The organism is Blastomonas sp. AAP53 (assembly GCF_000331245.1).
GTDB lineage: Bacteria > Pseudomonadota > Alphaproteobacteria > Sphingomonadales > Sphingomonadaceae > Blastomonas.
On sequence record NZ_ANFZ01000006.1, the window covers coordinates 96,216 to 110,760 of the forward strand.

Consider the following 14,545-nt stretch of genomic DNA (forward strand, 5'->3'; position numbering starts at 1 on the left):
CCCATGGTCGCAGACAAAGCCCGCAACACAGCCCGCGCCCCTGCGGGTAATCCAATCATGCACCGGTTGCAGATCGGTATCGGCGGCATCTTTGCCGTGCTGGTGACAGTGGCGCTGGCCGACATGCTGTTGCAGCGCGCCGGGACCGAGACCCCGGTGGAGAGCGCGAGCGTCGTCGAACCCGGCATGACAGACCCTGTCGCGCCGCCCGTCGTGCAGCCTCCTGCTGCCAGCGAGCCGCTGGTCGATCTGGGCGTCGTGCCCGATCTTCCGACCGAGGGCACGCAGCACAGCGCAGGTGGCCAGACCCCGGTTGTTGGTCAACTGCAACCCGATCCGCAATCCGGGCCGCCTGCTCAGCCGCAGCAGTGATGCGGTTTGCGTCCGCGCTGATGGCGGCGATGCTGCTGGCAGGAGCGTGTTCGCCTGATCCGGGAGGCACTGGCAGCGCGCAGGACGGCGCTGCTGCCCAAGCCGCAGTATCCACCCCGATTTTCCCCAGGCTGCCGCGCCAGCGCATCGTGCTGATGAGCAGCCTTCCGCTCGTCTATGGCGATGGGATCGACATGGCAGGCAGGATCGCCGGCAAGTCCAGGCCGCACCCGCTGTACAGCGCAATGGCACAGGGGCACGATCTGGTGGTCGCCGACGTGCTCGACGCACAGGCGCTGTCTGGCGCGGGGATGATGATCCTGGTGCAGCCCCGCGCGCTGACGCCGCAGGAATTCGTGGCGATCGATGATTTTGTCCGCGCAGGCGGCAGGTTGCTGCTGTTCGCAGACCCGATGCTCGAATGGTCAGGCCATGCCGGGCTCGGCGATCCTGCAGGGCCGCTGCGCAGCGCGCTGGTTTCGCCATTGCTTGCCCATTGGGGGATCGAGCTGATCGACCCGCAGATCGAATCGGTGCGGACAGGGGATGCGGGCGGGCTGCTTGTCCATCCTGGGAAGTTTGCGGAATTGCCGGGGAAAATTGGGGACGCTTCATGTCGCATCGCGGAGCATGGCCTTATCGCCCGGTGCGCGGTGGGCGAGGGCAGGGCGCTGCTGGTTGCCGATGCCGATCTGCTCGATCCGGCGCTGATCAGCGATTCCGGCGAGTCGGGTCGCGCCAACCGGAAGATGGTGCACGATCTGATCCGCGAACTAACCATGAACGATACGTCTTGAGCCCGGACAGAACAGGGTCTTCCGTTCGTCCCGATTTTGAAGTACTCGCCCCGATATTGCCGGGCTAGACCCAAAAAAACCCTTCCATCCCCAATTCTCCCCTGTTATGGATGCCTTAATCGGGGTTCAACCATTTGTGATGTCCTGCCGACCTGTGGCGCTGATGTGCTGCGGGACGCCGAAGGCTTTATCCATCGCCCAGCGATGGAGCAGCTTTGGCGCGGCAGTGGCGACGCAAGGGAACACCCCCCGGACAGTCAGGGAAACGCATCGGCGCGGAATAAGGGGTGAATTACCAAGTGGCGGAAATCAGTGCCTTTCTTGGTTCTGCACTGACCACCATCGACCTCAAGGGCCGGATGGCCATTCCGGCTATCTTCCGTAATCCCATCATCGCCAACTCCGGCGGCGAAAGCTCGGTCGTCTTTTCGTATAATGCGCAGGCCCAGTGCCTGCAGGGTCATGGCACGCAGCGGCTGGCCGCATTGCTGGAACAGATGCGCCGCCGCGAGGAGCTGGCCAATGAGTCGGGTGAAGAGTTCCGCACGGAGCTGTTCGGCGGCCCGCGCTTCAACACCACCGCCACGATCAGCTTCGATGGCAGCGGCCGCCTGATCCTGCCGCGGATGCTGGTTGCCATGGCCAGGATCGAAAAGCACGTGTTCTTCAGCGGCAACGGCACCGATTTCAGCATCTGGGGCGTGGAGCATCTGCTGACGCTCGACGATCCACGCCTGGCATCGCAGCAGTTCAATGCGCGCTTCCTGATGGAAGAACTGGGGGGCAAGCGCTGATGGCCCGCCCGGAAATCACGACCGCCCAAGGCAACGCCCCGCACATCCCCGTGCTGCTCGACGAGGTGCTGGAAGGACTGGCGATCCAGCCCGGCGAGGTGCACGTCGATGCGACCTTCGGGGCGGGCGGGTACAGCCGCGCCATGCTGGCCGCCGGTGCTGCGGTGCACGGCATCGACCGCGATCCCGATGCGGCCGCCGCCGGTGCGGCGCTGACGGGAGAAGCCGACGGGCGCTTCACCTTCCATGCCGCGCGCTTTTCGCAAATCGCGCAGGTGCTGCGCGAGGCGGGGCTTACGCAGGTCGATGGCATCGTGTTCGATATCGGCGTGTCGTCGATGCAGCTCGATCAGGCCCAGCGCGGCTTTTCGTTCCAGTCCGATGGCCCGCTCGACATGCGCATGGGCCAGGACGGGCTGAGCGCAGCGGACTTCGTCAACACCGCCGACGAGGCCGACATCGCCGACATTCTGTACTTGTATGGCGAGGAGCGCCAGTCGCGCCGTATCGCCCGCGCCATCGTCGCCGCCCGTCCGTTGCAGAGGACGCTGGAGCTGGCGGCGGTGGTGCGCAAGGCCCTGGGCTATCGGCCCGGCGCGCCCAAGGATCCGGCGACGCGCACTTTCCAGGCGATCCGCATCCATGTGAATGGAGAGCTTGACGAACTGCGCGACGGGCTGGTCGCTGCCGAGGCGATGCTCGCTCCGGGCGGGCGGCTTGCGGTGGTGAGCTTCCACAGCCTGGAGGATCGCATCGTCAAGCGGTTCCTGAAGCTGCGCAGCGGCAGCGAAGGCGCAGGCTCGCGTCATCTTCCCGATCTGTCCGGCCAGCGCCGGCCCCCCAGTTTCGAGAAACCCGCCAGGCCGACCCGGGCGGGCGAGGCCGAATGCGCGCGTAACCCCCGCGCGCGTTCGGCCACCTTGCGGGTCGCGATTCGCAGCGAGGCTGAAGCTTGGGGCGCGGACGATGATGCAGAAAGGCGTGCGGCATGATCCTGGCAGTCAAGCGCCTCAAGACGATCGGCTGGATCGCGCTTATCTTCATCGTGGCGATCGCGCTCTATCCCTTGTCGTTGAGCGTGGCGACACTGCGCAGCGACCTGACGCGCACCGAGCGCGACATCCTGCGCACGCGCGCGGAAATCCGCTATCTCGAAACCGAATTCGCCACCCGCGCCAGCCTGGCGCAACTGGCGATGTGGAACGACCTGGAATATGGCTATGAGGCCCCCAGCGCCGCGCAATATCTGGACGGCGAGCGCGAACTGGCCAATCTGGGCGATGACACCAGGCCGCTGGACGAGCCGGTGCGGGTGGCCGCCATGACCATCAAGCCGCAGGCCGAGCCCGCCGCGATCAAGCCGGCAGAACTGGCCGCCAACACCGTCAAGACGCCCGAGCCCTTATCGGTCTCGGCCAGTGTCGCGATCATCAGCCCGGCGCGCGCCGCGACGGCAGCGACCGCGCCGAAATCCGCCAAGGCCGAACCGAAGGCGGAAGGTCGCCGTCTGCTCGATGATCGCCTGCTCGACCGGATCAACCAGCAGGCCGATGCCGAGCTGAAAAAGGTGGGAGGCCAATGACCGCGCTCGCATCCGGCAGCCACAGGGTCCGTCTGGCCAGCAAGCGCCAGCATCTCACGCTCACCGCACAGGTCCGCCTGGTTGCGGTGCTCGCGCTTTTTGGGCTGGGCATGGGCGCTATCCTGCTGCGGCTGACCTTCATCGGCGTGTTCGGCGAACAGGCGCAGGCCGCGTCGCGGTCCGCCATGGTCGATCCGGGTCGCGGTGACATTGTCGATCGCAACGGCGTGCCGCTGGCGCGCACGATCGATGGCTATGCGATCCGGGTCGTGCCTGCCCGGCTGATCGGTGATCGCAAGGTGCTGGCCGGCAAGCTGGCGGCGATCTTCCCCGACACCAGCGAAGAGCGTTTCCTGAAATTGCTCAGCCGTGACAAGCCCACCTATCTGCGCCACCGCGCGGTGCCCGAAGAGGTCAACCGCGTTCACGCATTGGGCGAGGTGGGGATCGAGTTCCCGCGCGAGAAGGAACGCTTCTACCCGCAGTTGCAGCTCGCCGCGCACGTGCTGGGCTATGTCCACCCCGATGGTCATGGCGTTTCGGGCATGGAACGCGCGATGGATGCCGATCTGCTCGATCCCAGGAAGCGGCTGACCCCTTCGGCCTTGTCGATCGACATTCGCGTCCAGGCAGCGCTCGAGGACGAGCTGGGCCGGGCGATGAAGTCCTATGATGCCAAGGCCGCAGCCGGGATGGTGCTCGATGTCGAGACGGGCGAGGTGATGGCGATGACGTCACTGCCCAGCTTCAACCCCAACCGGTTCGATGCCAGCAGCGCAGCGTTCGAGGCCAACCAGGTCACGTATCGCTTCTTCGAATTGGGATCGACCTTCAAGCCGCTGACCGTGGCCGCAGCGATCGACGCGGGCACCGTGACCGATCTGTCGCGTCGCTATGATGCCAGCCGCCCGCTCAAGGTTGCTGGTTTCCAGATCCGCGATTCCCACTCGTCGGGCCGCTGGCTGAACGTGCCCGAGACGCTGGTCCACAGCTCGAACATCGTCACCGCGCAGATCGCAGACGAGCTGGGCCCTGAGCGGCTGCAGGCGGTGATGCGCAAGCTGCACTTCGATCGCCAGGCCGAGATCAACCTGCGCGAACGTGCCAAGCCGCTGTGGCCCGCCAACTGGGGCAGGCTCACCAACATGACCGTCGGCTATGGCCACGGCATCGCGGTGACGCCGCTGCATCTCGCGTCCGCTTATGCCGCAATGGTCAATGGGGGGCTGTATCGTCCGGCGACGCTGATGAAGCTGAACCCTGCCGATGTCCCGCGCGGTGAGCAGGTGTTCAAGGCCTCGACCAGCGCGCGGATGAACCAGCTTCTGCGCATGATCGTGCGCGATGGCACCGGTCGCAAGGCCGAGGCACCCGGTTTCCGCGTCGGCGGCAAGACCGGCTCGGCAGAAAAGCCCGGCGCGGGTGGCTACAAGCGCAGCTCGGTCGTCGCGACGTTCGCTGCCGCCTTCCCGATGGATGCGCCGCGTTATGTCGTGCTGATCATGATCGACGAGCCTTCGGGCAACCAGGCATCGTCCTTCCAGCGCACGGCAGGCTGGACGGCCGCGCCGGTGGTGGCCCGGCTGGTGCCGCGCATCGGCCCGATGCTGGGCATCATCCCCGACGACCGCCGCGATGTCGATGTGTCCGAGTTGATGCCGCTGCTGTGGAAGGCACCGGTCAAGGCCGCCGCTTCGTCCAAGCGGGATGATCCGGCATAGGCGATTATACATGGGCTGTGCGTTGCAGGGGGTTGCATCTGTACGGACCAGACATAGAGGAGGCAGGGATTTTCAGGGTCGGTAAAGGGTACGCAGATGAAATTGGGTGAACTGGCCTCGGGCCTGTCCGGCGATGACGCTGCGCGGACGGTCACCGGATTTGCCATCGATCACCGCAAGGTTGCGCCGGGCACCGTTTTCGGGGCCTTTGCCGGCGCGCGCTTCAATGGCGAGGATTTCATTGCCGATGCCGTCGCCTCGGGCGCGGTTGCGGTCGTTGCCGCGCCCACCGCTCGTGTCGAGGGCGCCGTCCACATCGCCGATGCAGAGCCCCGCCGCGCCTTCGCGCAGATCGCCGCGCGCTTTTTCACTCCCGTTCCTGCTCATGTCGCTGCCGTCACCGGCACCAATGGCAAGACGTCGACGGCGGAAATGACCCGTCAGCTCTGGCGCATGGCCGGGCACAATGCCGCATCGATCGGCACCTTGGGCGTCACCACCTCGGTTGACCAGGCCTCCACCGGGCTCACCACACCCGATATCGTGACCTTCCTCGGCAACATGTCGGGCCTTGCGCGCGAGGGCGTGACCCACGCGATCTTCGAGGCATCGAGCCACGGCCTCTCGCAGTTCCGCACCGAAGGCCTGCCGGTGCAGGTCGGCGCGTTCACCAACCTCAGCCGCGATCATCTGGATTACCACGGCACGATGGAGGCCTATTTCGAGGCCAAGATGAGGCTGATTGATGAGGTTGTCGTCGACGGCGGGCATTTCGTGGCCTGGGCCGATGACGAATGGTCGGCCAAGGTCATCGACCGGGCAAAGGCGCGCGGGCTCGACCTGTTCACCGTGGGCAGCGCGGGCGATGCCATTCGCCTGGTCAGCCGCACCCCGACCCAGCTCGGTCAGCTGCTCGTGCTGGCGCATGATGGCAGCGAGGTAAAGGTCAATCTGCCGCTGATTGGCGCGTATCAGGCGGCCAACGCGCTGGTGTCCGCCGGGATCGTCATCGCAGCCGGCGGCGACCCCAGGCAGGTGTTCGATCACATGGGCCGGTTGCAGCCGGTGCGCGGACGGCTGGAGCGCGCGGTCATCACCCGCGCGGGCGCGCCGGTCTATGTCGACTACGCCCATACGCCAGACGGCCTTCAGGCCGCGATCGAGGCCCTGCGCCCGCATGTCAGCGGCAGGCTGATCACCCTGTTCGGCGCAGGCGGCGACCGCGACACCGGCAAGCGCCCTGAAATGGGCAAGGTGGCCAGCGACCTGTCGGACGTCGTGATCGTCACCGACGACAATCCCCGGTCCGAGGACCCCGCAGCCATCCGCGCCGCGATCATGGCGGCAGCGGCTGGCGCGACCGAAATCGGCGGGCGGCGTGAGGCGATTGCCCACGCCATCGAAACTGCAGGCGCAAATGATATCGTGCTGCTGGCGGGCAAGGGTCACGAACAGGGCCAGATCATCGGTGCCGGCGACACCATGCGCGTGCTGCCCTTCGACGATGTTCAAGTCGCGCGGGAGTGTGCGGCGTGACCCTCTGGACCTCTTCCGAGATCGCTGAAGCGACCGGCGGAACGGCATCGGCGGAGTTTGCCGTGACCGGCGTTGCGTTCGACTCTCGCGAGATCATGCCGGGCGACCTGTTTGTCGCGATGCGTGGCGAAGCGAGCGACGGGCACCTGTACATCGATCGGGCGATGGCATCGGGCGCTGCAGGCGTCATCACCGAGCAGCCGGTCGACCATCCGCACGTTCTTGTCGCCGATAGCGCCGCCGCGCTCACCGCGCTGGGCCGAGCCGCCAGAGCGCGCACGCAGGCGACGATTTTCGGTGTGACCGGTTCGGCTGGCAAAACCGGTACCAAGGAAGCGCTGTTCCAGGCGCTTGACCGCATGGCACCGGGCGCGGTGCACCGGTCGGTGAAGAGCTACAACAATCACGTGGGCGTGCCGCTCAGCCTTGCGCGGATGCCGCGCGATGCCCGCTTCGGTGTGTTCGAAATGGGTATGAACCATACGGGCGAGCTGGCCGAGTTGACCCGCATCGTGCGCCCGCACATCGCCATCATCACCACCATCGCGCCCGCGCACATCGGCAACTTCGTCAACGGCGAGCAGGGCATTGCCGATGCGAAGGCCGAGATATTCGAGGGGCTGGAGCCCGGCGGCACGGCCATCGTTCCGCATGACAATCGTCATTATCAGCGGCTTTATGATGCCGCGCGTCGCAGCACCGACAAGGTCGTGCGGTTCGGCAGCCAGGCGGACAGCGAAGCGCGGCTCATCGATGCCATCCGCGCGCCCGAGGGCGGGTCGCTGGTCACTGCAGAGATTGGTGAGGCGCGCCTGTGCTTCCGTGTTTCGGCACCCGGCGACCATTGGGTGATGAATGCGCTGGCGGTGATGAGTGCGGTGGAAGCGGCAGGCGGCGATCTGGCGGTGGCAGGGCTGGCGCTCGCCGATCTGCCGGGCCTCTCGGGTCGCGGCGAGCGTCGCGCGGTGGCGACGCCCGATGGCGGCAGCGCGCTGCTGATCGACGAGGCGTATAACGCCAACCCCGCCTCGATGGCCGCCACCCTGGCGCTGCTGGGGCAGGAGCAGGCGACGCGCCGCATCGCGGTGCTGGGCGCGATGAAGGAAATGGGCGAGACGTCCGATCATTATCACGCAGCGCTGGTCGCACCGGTCATCGCAGCAGGCGTTGCGCATGTCATTCTGGTCGGCGATGAAATGGCACCCTTGGCCGATGCGCTCGCCAATTCGCTTGAGTGGCAGGGCACAATCGCGCATGTGCCCGCCGCCGATGCCGCGCTTGGAGCGCTGCAGGGACTTTTGGCCAATGGCGATGCCTTGCTCGTCAAGGGGTCCAATTCCGTGGGATTATCCGCACTCGTGCGCGCGCTGGCCGAAACGCCAGCCACATCCGCCGTGGCGCGGGAGGGGGTTTGATGCTGTATCTTCTGGCGCAATATCTAGACTTTGAAGGCCCGCTCAACCTGATCCGCTATCTGAGTTTCCGCTCGGGCGCGGCGATCGTGACAGCCCTGGTCATCGGCCTCATCATCGGTCCGCGTTTCATCATGATGCTGCGCATGCGCCAGGGCAAGGGCCAGCCGATCCGCACCGATGGCCCGCAAACGCACCTCGCCAAGCGCGGCACGCCGACGATGGGCGGGCTGATGATCCTCATTTCGCTCACCATATCGGTGCTGCTGTGGATGGACCTGTCGAGCGCGTTCGTCTGGGCCTGCCTTGCGGTCACGCTGGGCTTTGGCCTGATCGGGTTCCTCGATGATTTCGACAAGGTCCGCAAGGCCAGCCACAAGGGCGTTTCGGGCAAGGTGCGGCTGCTGGGCGAGTTCATCATCGCGGGCGTCGCCAGCTGGGTGATCCTGAACGAGACCGGCACGTTGCTCTATGTGCCGCTCATCAACTACCCGCCGTTCGACCTGGGGCTGTTCTACATCCCGTTCGCCGCGTTCACCATCGTGGCGTTCGGCAATGCCGTGAACCTCACCGACGGGCTCGATGGCCTCGCGACCTTCCCGGTGATCATCGCCAGCCTCACCTTCCTGCTGATCGTCTACATGGTCGGCAACGCCAAGTTTGCGGCGTATCTGGGCATCCCGCACGTGCCGGGCGCTGGCGACCTTGCGATCTATTGCGGCTGCATCATCGGTGCATGCCTTGCGTTCCTGTGGTTCAACGCGCCGCCTGCTGCAGTGTTCATGGGCGATACCGGATCGCTCGCGCTGGGTGGCGCATTGGGTGCCATCGCGGTCGCCTCGCACCATGAAATCGTGCTCGGCATCGTCGGCGGCCTGTTTGTTGTCGAGGCGATGTCGGTGATCATCCAGGTGTTCTTCTTCAAGCGCACCGGCAAGCGGGTGTTTCGCATGGCGCCGATCCACCACCATTTCGAGCAGCTGGGCTGGGCGGAATCGACCGTGGTCGTGCGCTTCTGGATCATCTCGCTGGTGCTGGCACTGGCCGGTCTTGCCACGTTGAAGATCCGTTGATTACTTCGCCCGCCTTTGCCGCGAAACGCTATTGCATCCTCGGGCTGGCGCGCTCGGGGCTGGCAACGCTCGATGCGCTGATGGCATCGGGCGCGCAGTGCACCGTGTGGGACAATCGCGAGGAGGCGCGCGAGACGGCGGTGTCGCATCACCCCGACGTCGTGATCGGCGATCCGATGGAGATCGACCTTGCCGGTTTCGACGGCCTGATCGTCTCGCCCGGCGTGCCGCTCAACCGCCATCCGGTCGCAGATCGCGCACGCGCGGCCAACGTGCCGATCATCGGCGATATCGAGCTGTTCGCGCTGGCCCGGCCCGCCCTGCCGCCGCACCGCGTCATCGGCATCACCGGGACCAACGGCAAGTCGACCACCACCGCGCTGATCCACCATATCCTGCGCGAGGCGGGCGTGCCGACCATCATGGGCGGCAATATCGGCCTGCCGATCCTGTCGCAGCCGCCGCTGCCTCAAGGTGGGGTATATGTGCTCGAGCTGTCCAGCTACCAAATCGACCTGACCTTCAGCCTCGATTGCGATGTGGCGGTGCTGCTCAACATCACGCCCGACCATCTTGATCGCTACAACGGGTTTGAAGGCTATTGCGCGGCCAAGGCACGGCTGTTTGCGATGCAGTCCGAAGATCATGTCGCGGTCATCGCCACCGATGACGAACCGACCCGCGCGATTGCTGCCACGCTGACATCGCCCGTCGAGGTGCACGCTGCCGATATCTCGGCCACCGAGCAGCTGGCATGGCCCGCGCTGCAGGGGCCGCACAACGCGCAGAACATCGCGATAGCGCTCGCCGCATCCGATGCGCTGGGGCTCGATGCGCAGCGCACTCGCGCCTCGCTCGCCACCTATGCCAGCCTGCCGCACCGCATGGAGCGGACCGCCGAACATCGCGGCGTGCTGTACGTCAACGACTCCAAGGCGACCAACCCGGCCTCTACCGCGCCTGCGCTGGGCGCATTCCCGCGCATCCACTGGATCGTCGGCGGACTGCCCAAGGGCGACAATCTGGATGAGTGCGCTGGCCATTTCGATCATGTCGTGCACGCCTACACCATCGGCGAGGCGGGCCCCGCCTTTGCCGATCAGCTCGAACAGGTGATGCCGGTCACGCGATCCGAAATGCTGGCGAGCGCGGTGCGCAGCGCGATGGAGCATGCCAAGCCCGGCGAGGTGGTGCTGCTGTCGCCCGCTTGCGCCTCGTTCGACCAGTTCCGCGATTTCGAGGCACGTGGCGATTGCTTCCGCCAGGTCGTCGATGCGCTGATTGCCCAGGATTTGAGCCAGCAGGAGGATGCCGCGCAATGAGTGATCTGGCTGCCACCGCCCCCGCCACTGCTTCCGGACTTGCCGGTCAGCGCGCGTACAAGCTGCCGCGCAACCTCAGCCGCAGGCTGGGCCGCAGTGACCGCTCGCAGCTGGCGATCTGGTTCTGGGAACTCGACCGCGTGCTGCTGTCGATGATCCTGATGCTGATCGCCATCGGTCTGATCGCGGTGCAGGCGGCATCGCCTGCCAGCGCGCGTCGGCTTTCGACCGCGACCGAAACACTAAGCCCGCTCTATTTCTTCTACCGTCAGCTGGGCTGGGTGATCGTGAGCCTGGGCTTCATGTTCATCGTATCGATGCTGCCCAAGCGCGAGGCGCGGCGGTTTGCGATCATCATGGCGTGCGCGTGCTTCGTGCTGCTGATGCTGGTGCCGATCTTCGGCAACACGGTGAACGGCGCCAAGCGGTGGATCGGCTATGGCATCGGTATCCAGCCATCCGAATTCCTCAAGCCCGCCTATGCGGTGACGATGGGCTGGATCATCTCGCTGCGGATCAAGGATCCCAGCCTGCCAGTGCTCAAGCTGTCAGCAGCGATCACGGCGTGCATCGCAGTGCTGCTGATGCGCCAGCCGGATCTGGGCCAGACGATCATGTTCATCGGCATCTGGTTCATCCTGATGCTGCTCGCAGGCCTGCCGATGCAGGTGGTGGCAGGCGGCGTCGGGCTGGGCGCGGTCGGCATGACGGCGGCCTATTTCTTCTACCCCGTCGCCACGCAGCGCATCAACGGCTGGCTGTTCGGTGCGGGCGAATATGACCATGTGATGTTTGCGCACAAGACGCTCACCGGCGGCGGCCTGATCGGCACGGGGCCGGGGCTGGGCACCGCCAAGTTCAATCTGCCCGAGGCGCACACCGATTATATCTTCTCGGTCATCGGCGAAGAGTTCGGCCTGCTCGCCTGTGCGGCGATCGCCCTGGTCTATTTCGCCCTGATCGCGCGCATCTGCATGCGGTTGCTCGATGAGCGCGACCTGTTCACCATCATGGCGGTGGCAGGGCTGACCGCGCAGCTGGGTGGGCAGGCGTTCATCAACATCGCGGTGAACCTGCAGCTGTTCCCCTCCAAGGGCATGACGCTGCCGTTTATCAGCTATGGCGGGTCGTCGATGATCGCGCTGGGTATCGGCGCGGGATTGCTGTTGTCGCTGACCCGGCGTAACCCGTTCGAAGAGCGCAGCATGCTCGGATCGGACTGGAGCCGCAAATGACCGTTTCACGCCATTATGTGCTCGCCGCAGGCGGCACCGGCGGGCACCTGATCCCGGCCTATGCGCTGGCGCGCGAGCTGCAGCAGCGCGGACATCATATCGCCCTCGTCACCGACGAGCGCGGGGCGAAGATCCCCGGCATCTTCGAAGGCGATCAGGTGCATATCCTGCCGCCGGGCCGGATCGCAGGCGGGCCTCTGGGCTGGCTGAAGGGCATGAAGGGCATCTGGGCGGGCCGGAATATGGCGCTCAACCTGTTCGAGAATTTCCAGCCAACTGCGGTCGTCGGCTTTGGCGGATACCCCGCGCTGCCGACGCTGCTCGCGGCGCAAAAGGCGCGCATCCCGACGATCATTCATGAGCAGAACGCGGTGCTGGGCCGGGTCAACCGCTTCATGGCGGGCCGCGTCAATGCGATCGCCACGGCCTACAAGCAGGTCGATCGGCTCAACGCCAAATATGCCGATCGGGTGCATGTCGTAGGCAACCCGGTGCGCGATTCCGTGCTGGCACTGCGCGGCGAGAACTATCCGCCGCTGCTGGAAGACGGCGTGTTCCGCGTGCTCGTCACCGGCGGCAGCCAGGGCGCGCGGGTGCTGTCCGAAGTGGTGCCCGATGGGCTGGCGATGCTGCCGGTCAACCTTCGCCGCCGCCTGCAGGTGGTGCAGCAGTGCCGCGAGGAAGACATCGAAGCCGTGCGCGCCAAATATGCCGAGCACGGCATTCCGGCGGAGCTGGCCACGTACATGAACGACCTGCCCGAGAAACTGGGCTGGTCGCACCTGTTCATCGGCCGCGCGGGCGCATCGACGATCGCCGAGCTGACTGCTGCCGGACGCCCTGCAATCCTGGTACCGCTGCCGATTGCCACTGACGATCACCAGACCGCCAATGCGCGCGAGATGGTGAAGGCCGGCGGGGCGCGGTCGATCCGGCAAGAGGCGTTCACGCCCAAGGAGCTGGCCAAGCAGATCCAGAAGATGGCGCTCGATCCGCATGCGCTGGAGAATGCAGCGCTTGCCGCGCATAAATGCGGGTACCCCAATGCGGTGCGTGATCTGGCGGACCTGGTGGAAAGTTTTGGCGGTGCGCCGCTGGTCGATGTCATCCGCGTGGCGCCTTCCGCCAAGGGGCATGCCATCGGCGGCGAGGCGCTCGCGCGCGATACGGAAAGAGCAGAAGCATGAAGGGCGTCGGAATCGACATCGGGACCATCCATTTCATCGGCATCGGCGGCATCGGCATGTCCGGCATTGCCGAGGTGATGGCCAATCTGGGTTACAAGGTGCAGGGCTCCGACATTGCCGAGAGCTATGTCATCGATGGCCTGCGCAAGCGCGGCATCAAGGTGATGATCGGCCATGACGCGGCCAATCTGGGCGATGCAGCGGTGGTGGTGACCTCGACCGCGATCAAGCGCGGCAACCCGGAGGTCGATCTGGCACTCGAAACTCGCGTCCCCGTGGTCCGTCGCGCCGAGATGCTGGCCGAACTGATGCGGCTGAAGTCCACGGTCGCGGTCGCCGGCACGCATGGCAAGACCACGACGACATCGATGATCGCAGCAATGCTCGATGCAGGCGGCATTGACCCCACGGTGATCAACGGCGGTATCATCAACAGCTATGGCTCGAACGCGCGTCTGGGCGCAAGCGAATGGATGGTGGTCGAGGCCGACGAAAGCGACGGCAGCTTCCTGCGGCTCGACGGCACGATCGCGGTCGTCACCAACATCGATCCCGAACATCTCGACCATTATGGCAGCTTCGATGCGGTCAAGGATGCGTTCGTCGAGTTCGTCCAGAACGTGCCCTTTTATGGCGCGGCGATCCTGTGCCTCGACCATCCCGAGGTCCAGGCGATCCTTCCGCGGGTCAAGGACCGGCGGATCGTCACTTATGGTTTCAGCGCGCAGGCCGATATTCGCGGCGACAATGTCGTCTCGATCCCTGGCGGCAACCGCTTCGACGTCACCGTGCGCGAGCGCGATGGTTCGGTCCGCCAGATCACCGGGATCGAACTGCCGATGCCGGGCCGCCACAATGTGCAGAACGCCATCGCCGCGATCGCGGTGGGCCTGCAGATGGGCATGGAAGACAGCGACATCATCACCGGCTTTGCCAAGTTTGGCGGGGTGAAGCGGCGCTTCACCAATGTCGGCACGGTGGATGGCGTGACGATCATCGACGATTACGGCCATCACCCGGTCGAGATCCGCGCGGTGCTGGCCGCAGCCCGCGAGGGCGTGCAGAACCGCATCGTCGCCGTCGTGCAGCCGCACCGCTATTCGCGGCTCGGCGATCTGATGGACGAGTTCCAGCAGGCATTCAACGATGCCGATATCGTCTATGTCGCGCCGGTCTATGCGGCGGGCGAAGACCCGATCGAGGGCGTCAGCGCCGAAGCGCTCGCCAGCGGCCTCAAGGCGCGCGGTCACCGCCAGGCGCGCACGATCACCGGTGCGGACGAGCTCGCTGATCTGCTGGCGTCCGAAGCACAGGACGGTGACATGGTCATTTGCCTGGGCGCAGGCGACATCACCAAATGGGCAGCGGGCCTGGCAGAAGCCATCGGCGCGCGGAGAGTGCCTGCGTGAGCCAGTCGGTGCCTCTTGCCCCAGATAACCCCGTTCCGTCTGTCCCGAGCGAAGTCGAGGGACGTATGCGCGACGTCCCTCGAATTCGCTCGGGACAGACGGGGG

13 protein-coding genes are annotated in these 14,545 nt (G+C 65.7%); all 13 read left to right on the forward strand.

Going from position 1 to position 14,545, the window contains the following annotated elements:
* The first annotated feature begins 3 nt into the window (after positions 1-3).
* On the forward strand, positions 4-372 hold the full coding sequence (locus D618_RS18895) for a hypothetical protein (protein ID WP_017670083.1): 369 nt from the start codon (positions 4-6) through the stop codon (positions 370-372).
* Positions 372-1,169, forward strand: coding sequence for a hypothetical protein (locus D618_RS0103400; RefSeq protein ID WP_017670084.1), 798 nt, complete (start codon positions 372-374; stop codon positions 1,167-1,169). The genes D618_RS18895 and D618_RS0103400 overlap by 1 nt, the downstream gene beginning before the upstream one ends.
* 299 nt (positions 1,170-1,468) lie before the next feature.
* On the forward strand, positions 1,469-1,963 hold the full coding sequence (locus tag D618_RS0103405) for a division/cell wall cluster transcriptional repressor MraZ (RefSeq protein ID WP_017670085.1): 495 nt from the start codon (positions 1,469-1,471) through the stop codon (positions 1,961-1,963).
* The gene (gene rsmH / locus D618_RS0103410; protein WP_017670086.1) at positions 1,963-2,955 is read left to right on the forward strand and encodes a 16S rRNA (cytosine(1402)-N(4))-methyltransferase RsmH; all 993 of its coding nucleotides are present in this window, start codon (positions 1,963-1,965) and stop codon (positions 2,953-2,955) included. The genes D618_RS0103405 and rsmH overlap by 1 nt, the downstream gene beginning before the upstream one ends.
* A complete protein-coding gene (locus D618_RS18900; protein WP_017670087.1) occupies positions 2,952-3,545 on the forward strand; it encodes a hypothetical protein in 594 nt (197 codons plus the stop codon). The genes rsmH and D618_RS18900 overlap by 4 nt, the downstream gene beginning before the upstream one ends.
* Positions 3,542-5,266 carry a penicillin-binding protein 2 gene (locus D618_RS0103420; protein ID WP_017670088.1) on the forward strand — a complete coding sequence of 575 codons (1,725 nt, stop codon included), beginning with the start codon at positions 3,542-3,544 and terminating at the stop codon, positions 5,264-5,266. Before D618_RS18900 ends, D618_RS0103420 begins: the two co-directional genes overlap by 4 nt.
* A gap of 96 nt (positions 5,267-5,362) precedes the next feature.
* Positions 5,363-6,802: a UDP-N-acetylmuramoyl-L-alanyl-D-glutamate--2,6-diaminopimelate ligase gene (locus D618_RS0103425; protein ID WP_017670089.1), complete on the forward strand. Its 1,440-nt coding sequence runs from the start codon at positions 5,363-5,365 to the stop codon at positions 6,800-6,802.
* Positions 6,799-8,217, forward strand: a complete 1,419-nt coding sequence (gene murF, locus D618_RS0103430) for a UDP-N-acetylmuramoyl-tripeptide--D-alanyl-D-alanine ligase (RefSeq protein WP_040370244.1) — start codon at positions 6,799-6,801, stop codon at positions 8,215-8,217. The genes D618_RS0103425 and murF overlap by 4 nt, the downstream gene beginning before the upstream one ends.
* On the forward strand, positions 8,217-9,287 hold the full coding sequence (mraY, locus tag D618_RS0103435) for a phospho-N-acetylmuramoyl-pentapeptide-transferase (RefSeq protein ID WP_017670091.1): 1,071 nt from the start codon (positions 8,217-8,219) through the stop codon (positions 9,285-9,287). Before murF ends, mraY begins: the two co-directional genes overlap by 1 nt.
* On the forward strand, positions 9,284-10,609 hold the full coding sequence (murD, locus tag D618_RS0103440) for a UDP-N-acetylmuramoyl-L-alanine--D-glutamate ligase (protein WP_017670092.1): 1,326 nt from the start codon (positions 9,284-9,286) through the stop codon (positions 10,607-10,609). Before mraY ends, murD begins: the two co-directional genes overlap by 4 nt.
* On the forward strand, positions 10,606-11,844 hold the full coding sequence (locus tag D618_RS0103445) for a putative peptidoglycan glycosyltransferase FtsW (protein ID WP_017670093.1): 1,239 nt from the start codon (positions 10,606-10,608) through the stop codon (positions 11,842-11,844). Before murD ends, D618_RS0103445 begins: the two co-directional genes overlap by 4 nt.
* Entirely contained in the window at positions 11,841-13,031 is a 1,191-nt protein-coding gene (murG, locus tag D618_RS0103450; RefSeq protein WP_017670094.1) for an undecaprenyldiphospho-muramoylpentapeptide beta-N-acetylglucosaminyltransferase, read from the forward strand. The genes D618_RS0103445 and murG overlap by 4 nt, the downstream gene beginning before the upstream one ends.
* Positions 13,028-14,440, forward strand: coding sequence for a UDP-N-acetylmuramate--L-alanine ligase (murC, locus tag D618_RS0103455; RefSeq protein WP_017670095.1), 1,413 nt, complete (start codon positions 13,028-13,030; stop codon positions 14,438-14,440). Before murG ends, murC begins: the two co-directional genes overlap by 4 nt.
* Positions 14,441-14,545 lie beyond the last annotated feature (105 nt).

Excerpts from the sequence above, each read along its gene's own strand:
- D618_RS0103425 (WP_017670089.1), top strand. The coding sequence starts at position 5,363 with ATGAAATTGGGTGAACTGGCCTCGGGCCTGTCCGGCGATGACGCTGCG.
- murC (WP_017670095.1), top strand. The coding sequence starts at position 13,028 with ATGAAGGGCGTCGGAATCGACATCGGGACCATCCATTTCATCGGCATC.
- D618_RS18895 (WP_017670083.1), top strand. The coding sequence starts at position 4 with ATGGTCGCAGACAAAGCCCGCAACACAGCCCGCGCCCCTGCGGGTAAT.
- D618_RS0103400 (WP_017670084.1), top strand. The coding sequence starts at position 372 with ATGCGGTTTGCGTCCGCGCTGATGGCGGCGATGCTGCTGGCAGGAGCG.
- mraY (WP_017670091.1), top strand. The coding sequence starts at position 8,217 with ATGCTGTATCTTCTGGCGCAATATCTAGACTTTGAAGGCCCGCTCAAC.
- murG (WP_017670094.1), top strand. The coding sequence starts at position 11,841 with ATGACCGTTTCACGCCATTATGTGCTCGCCGCAGGCGGCACCGGCGGG.
- D618_RS18900 (WP_017670087.1), top strand. The coding sequence starts at position 2,952 with ATGATCCTGGCAGTCAAGCGCCTCAAGACGATCGGCTGGATCGCGCTT.
- D618_RS0103445 (WP_017670093.1), top strand. The coding sequence starts at position 10,606 with ATGAGTGATCTGGCTGCCACCGCCCCCGCCACTGCTTCCGGACTTGCC.
- rsmH (WP_017670086.1), top strand. The coding sequence starts at position 1,963 with ATGGCCCGCCCGGAAATCACGACCGCCCAAGGCAACGCCCCGCACATC.
- D618_RS0103420 (WP_017670088.1), top strand. The coding sequence starts at position 3,542 with ATGACCGCGCTCGCATCCGGCAGCCACAGGGTCCGTCTGGCCAGCAAG.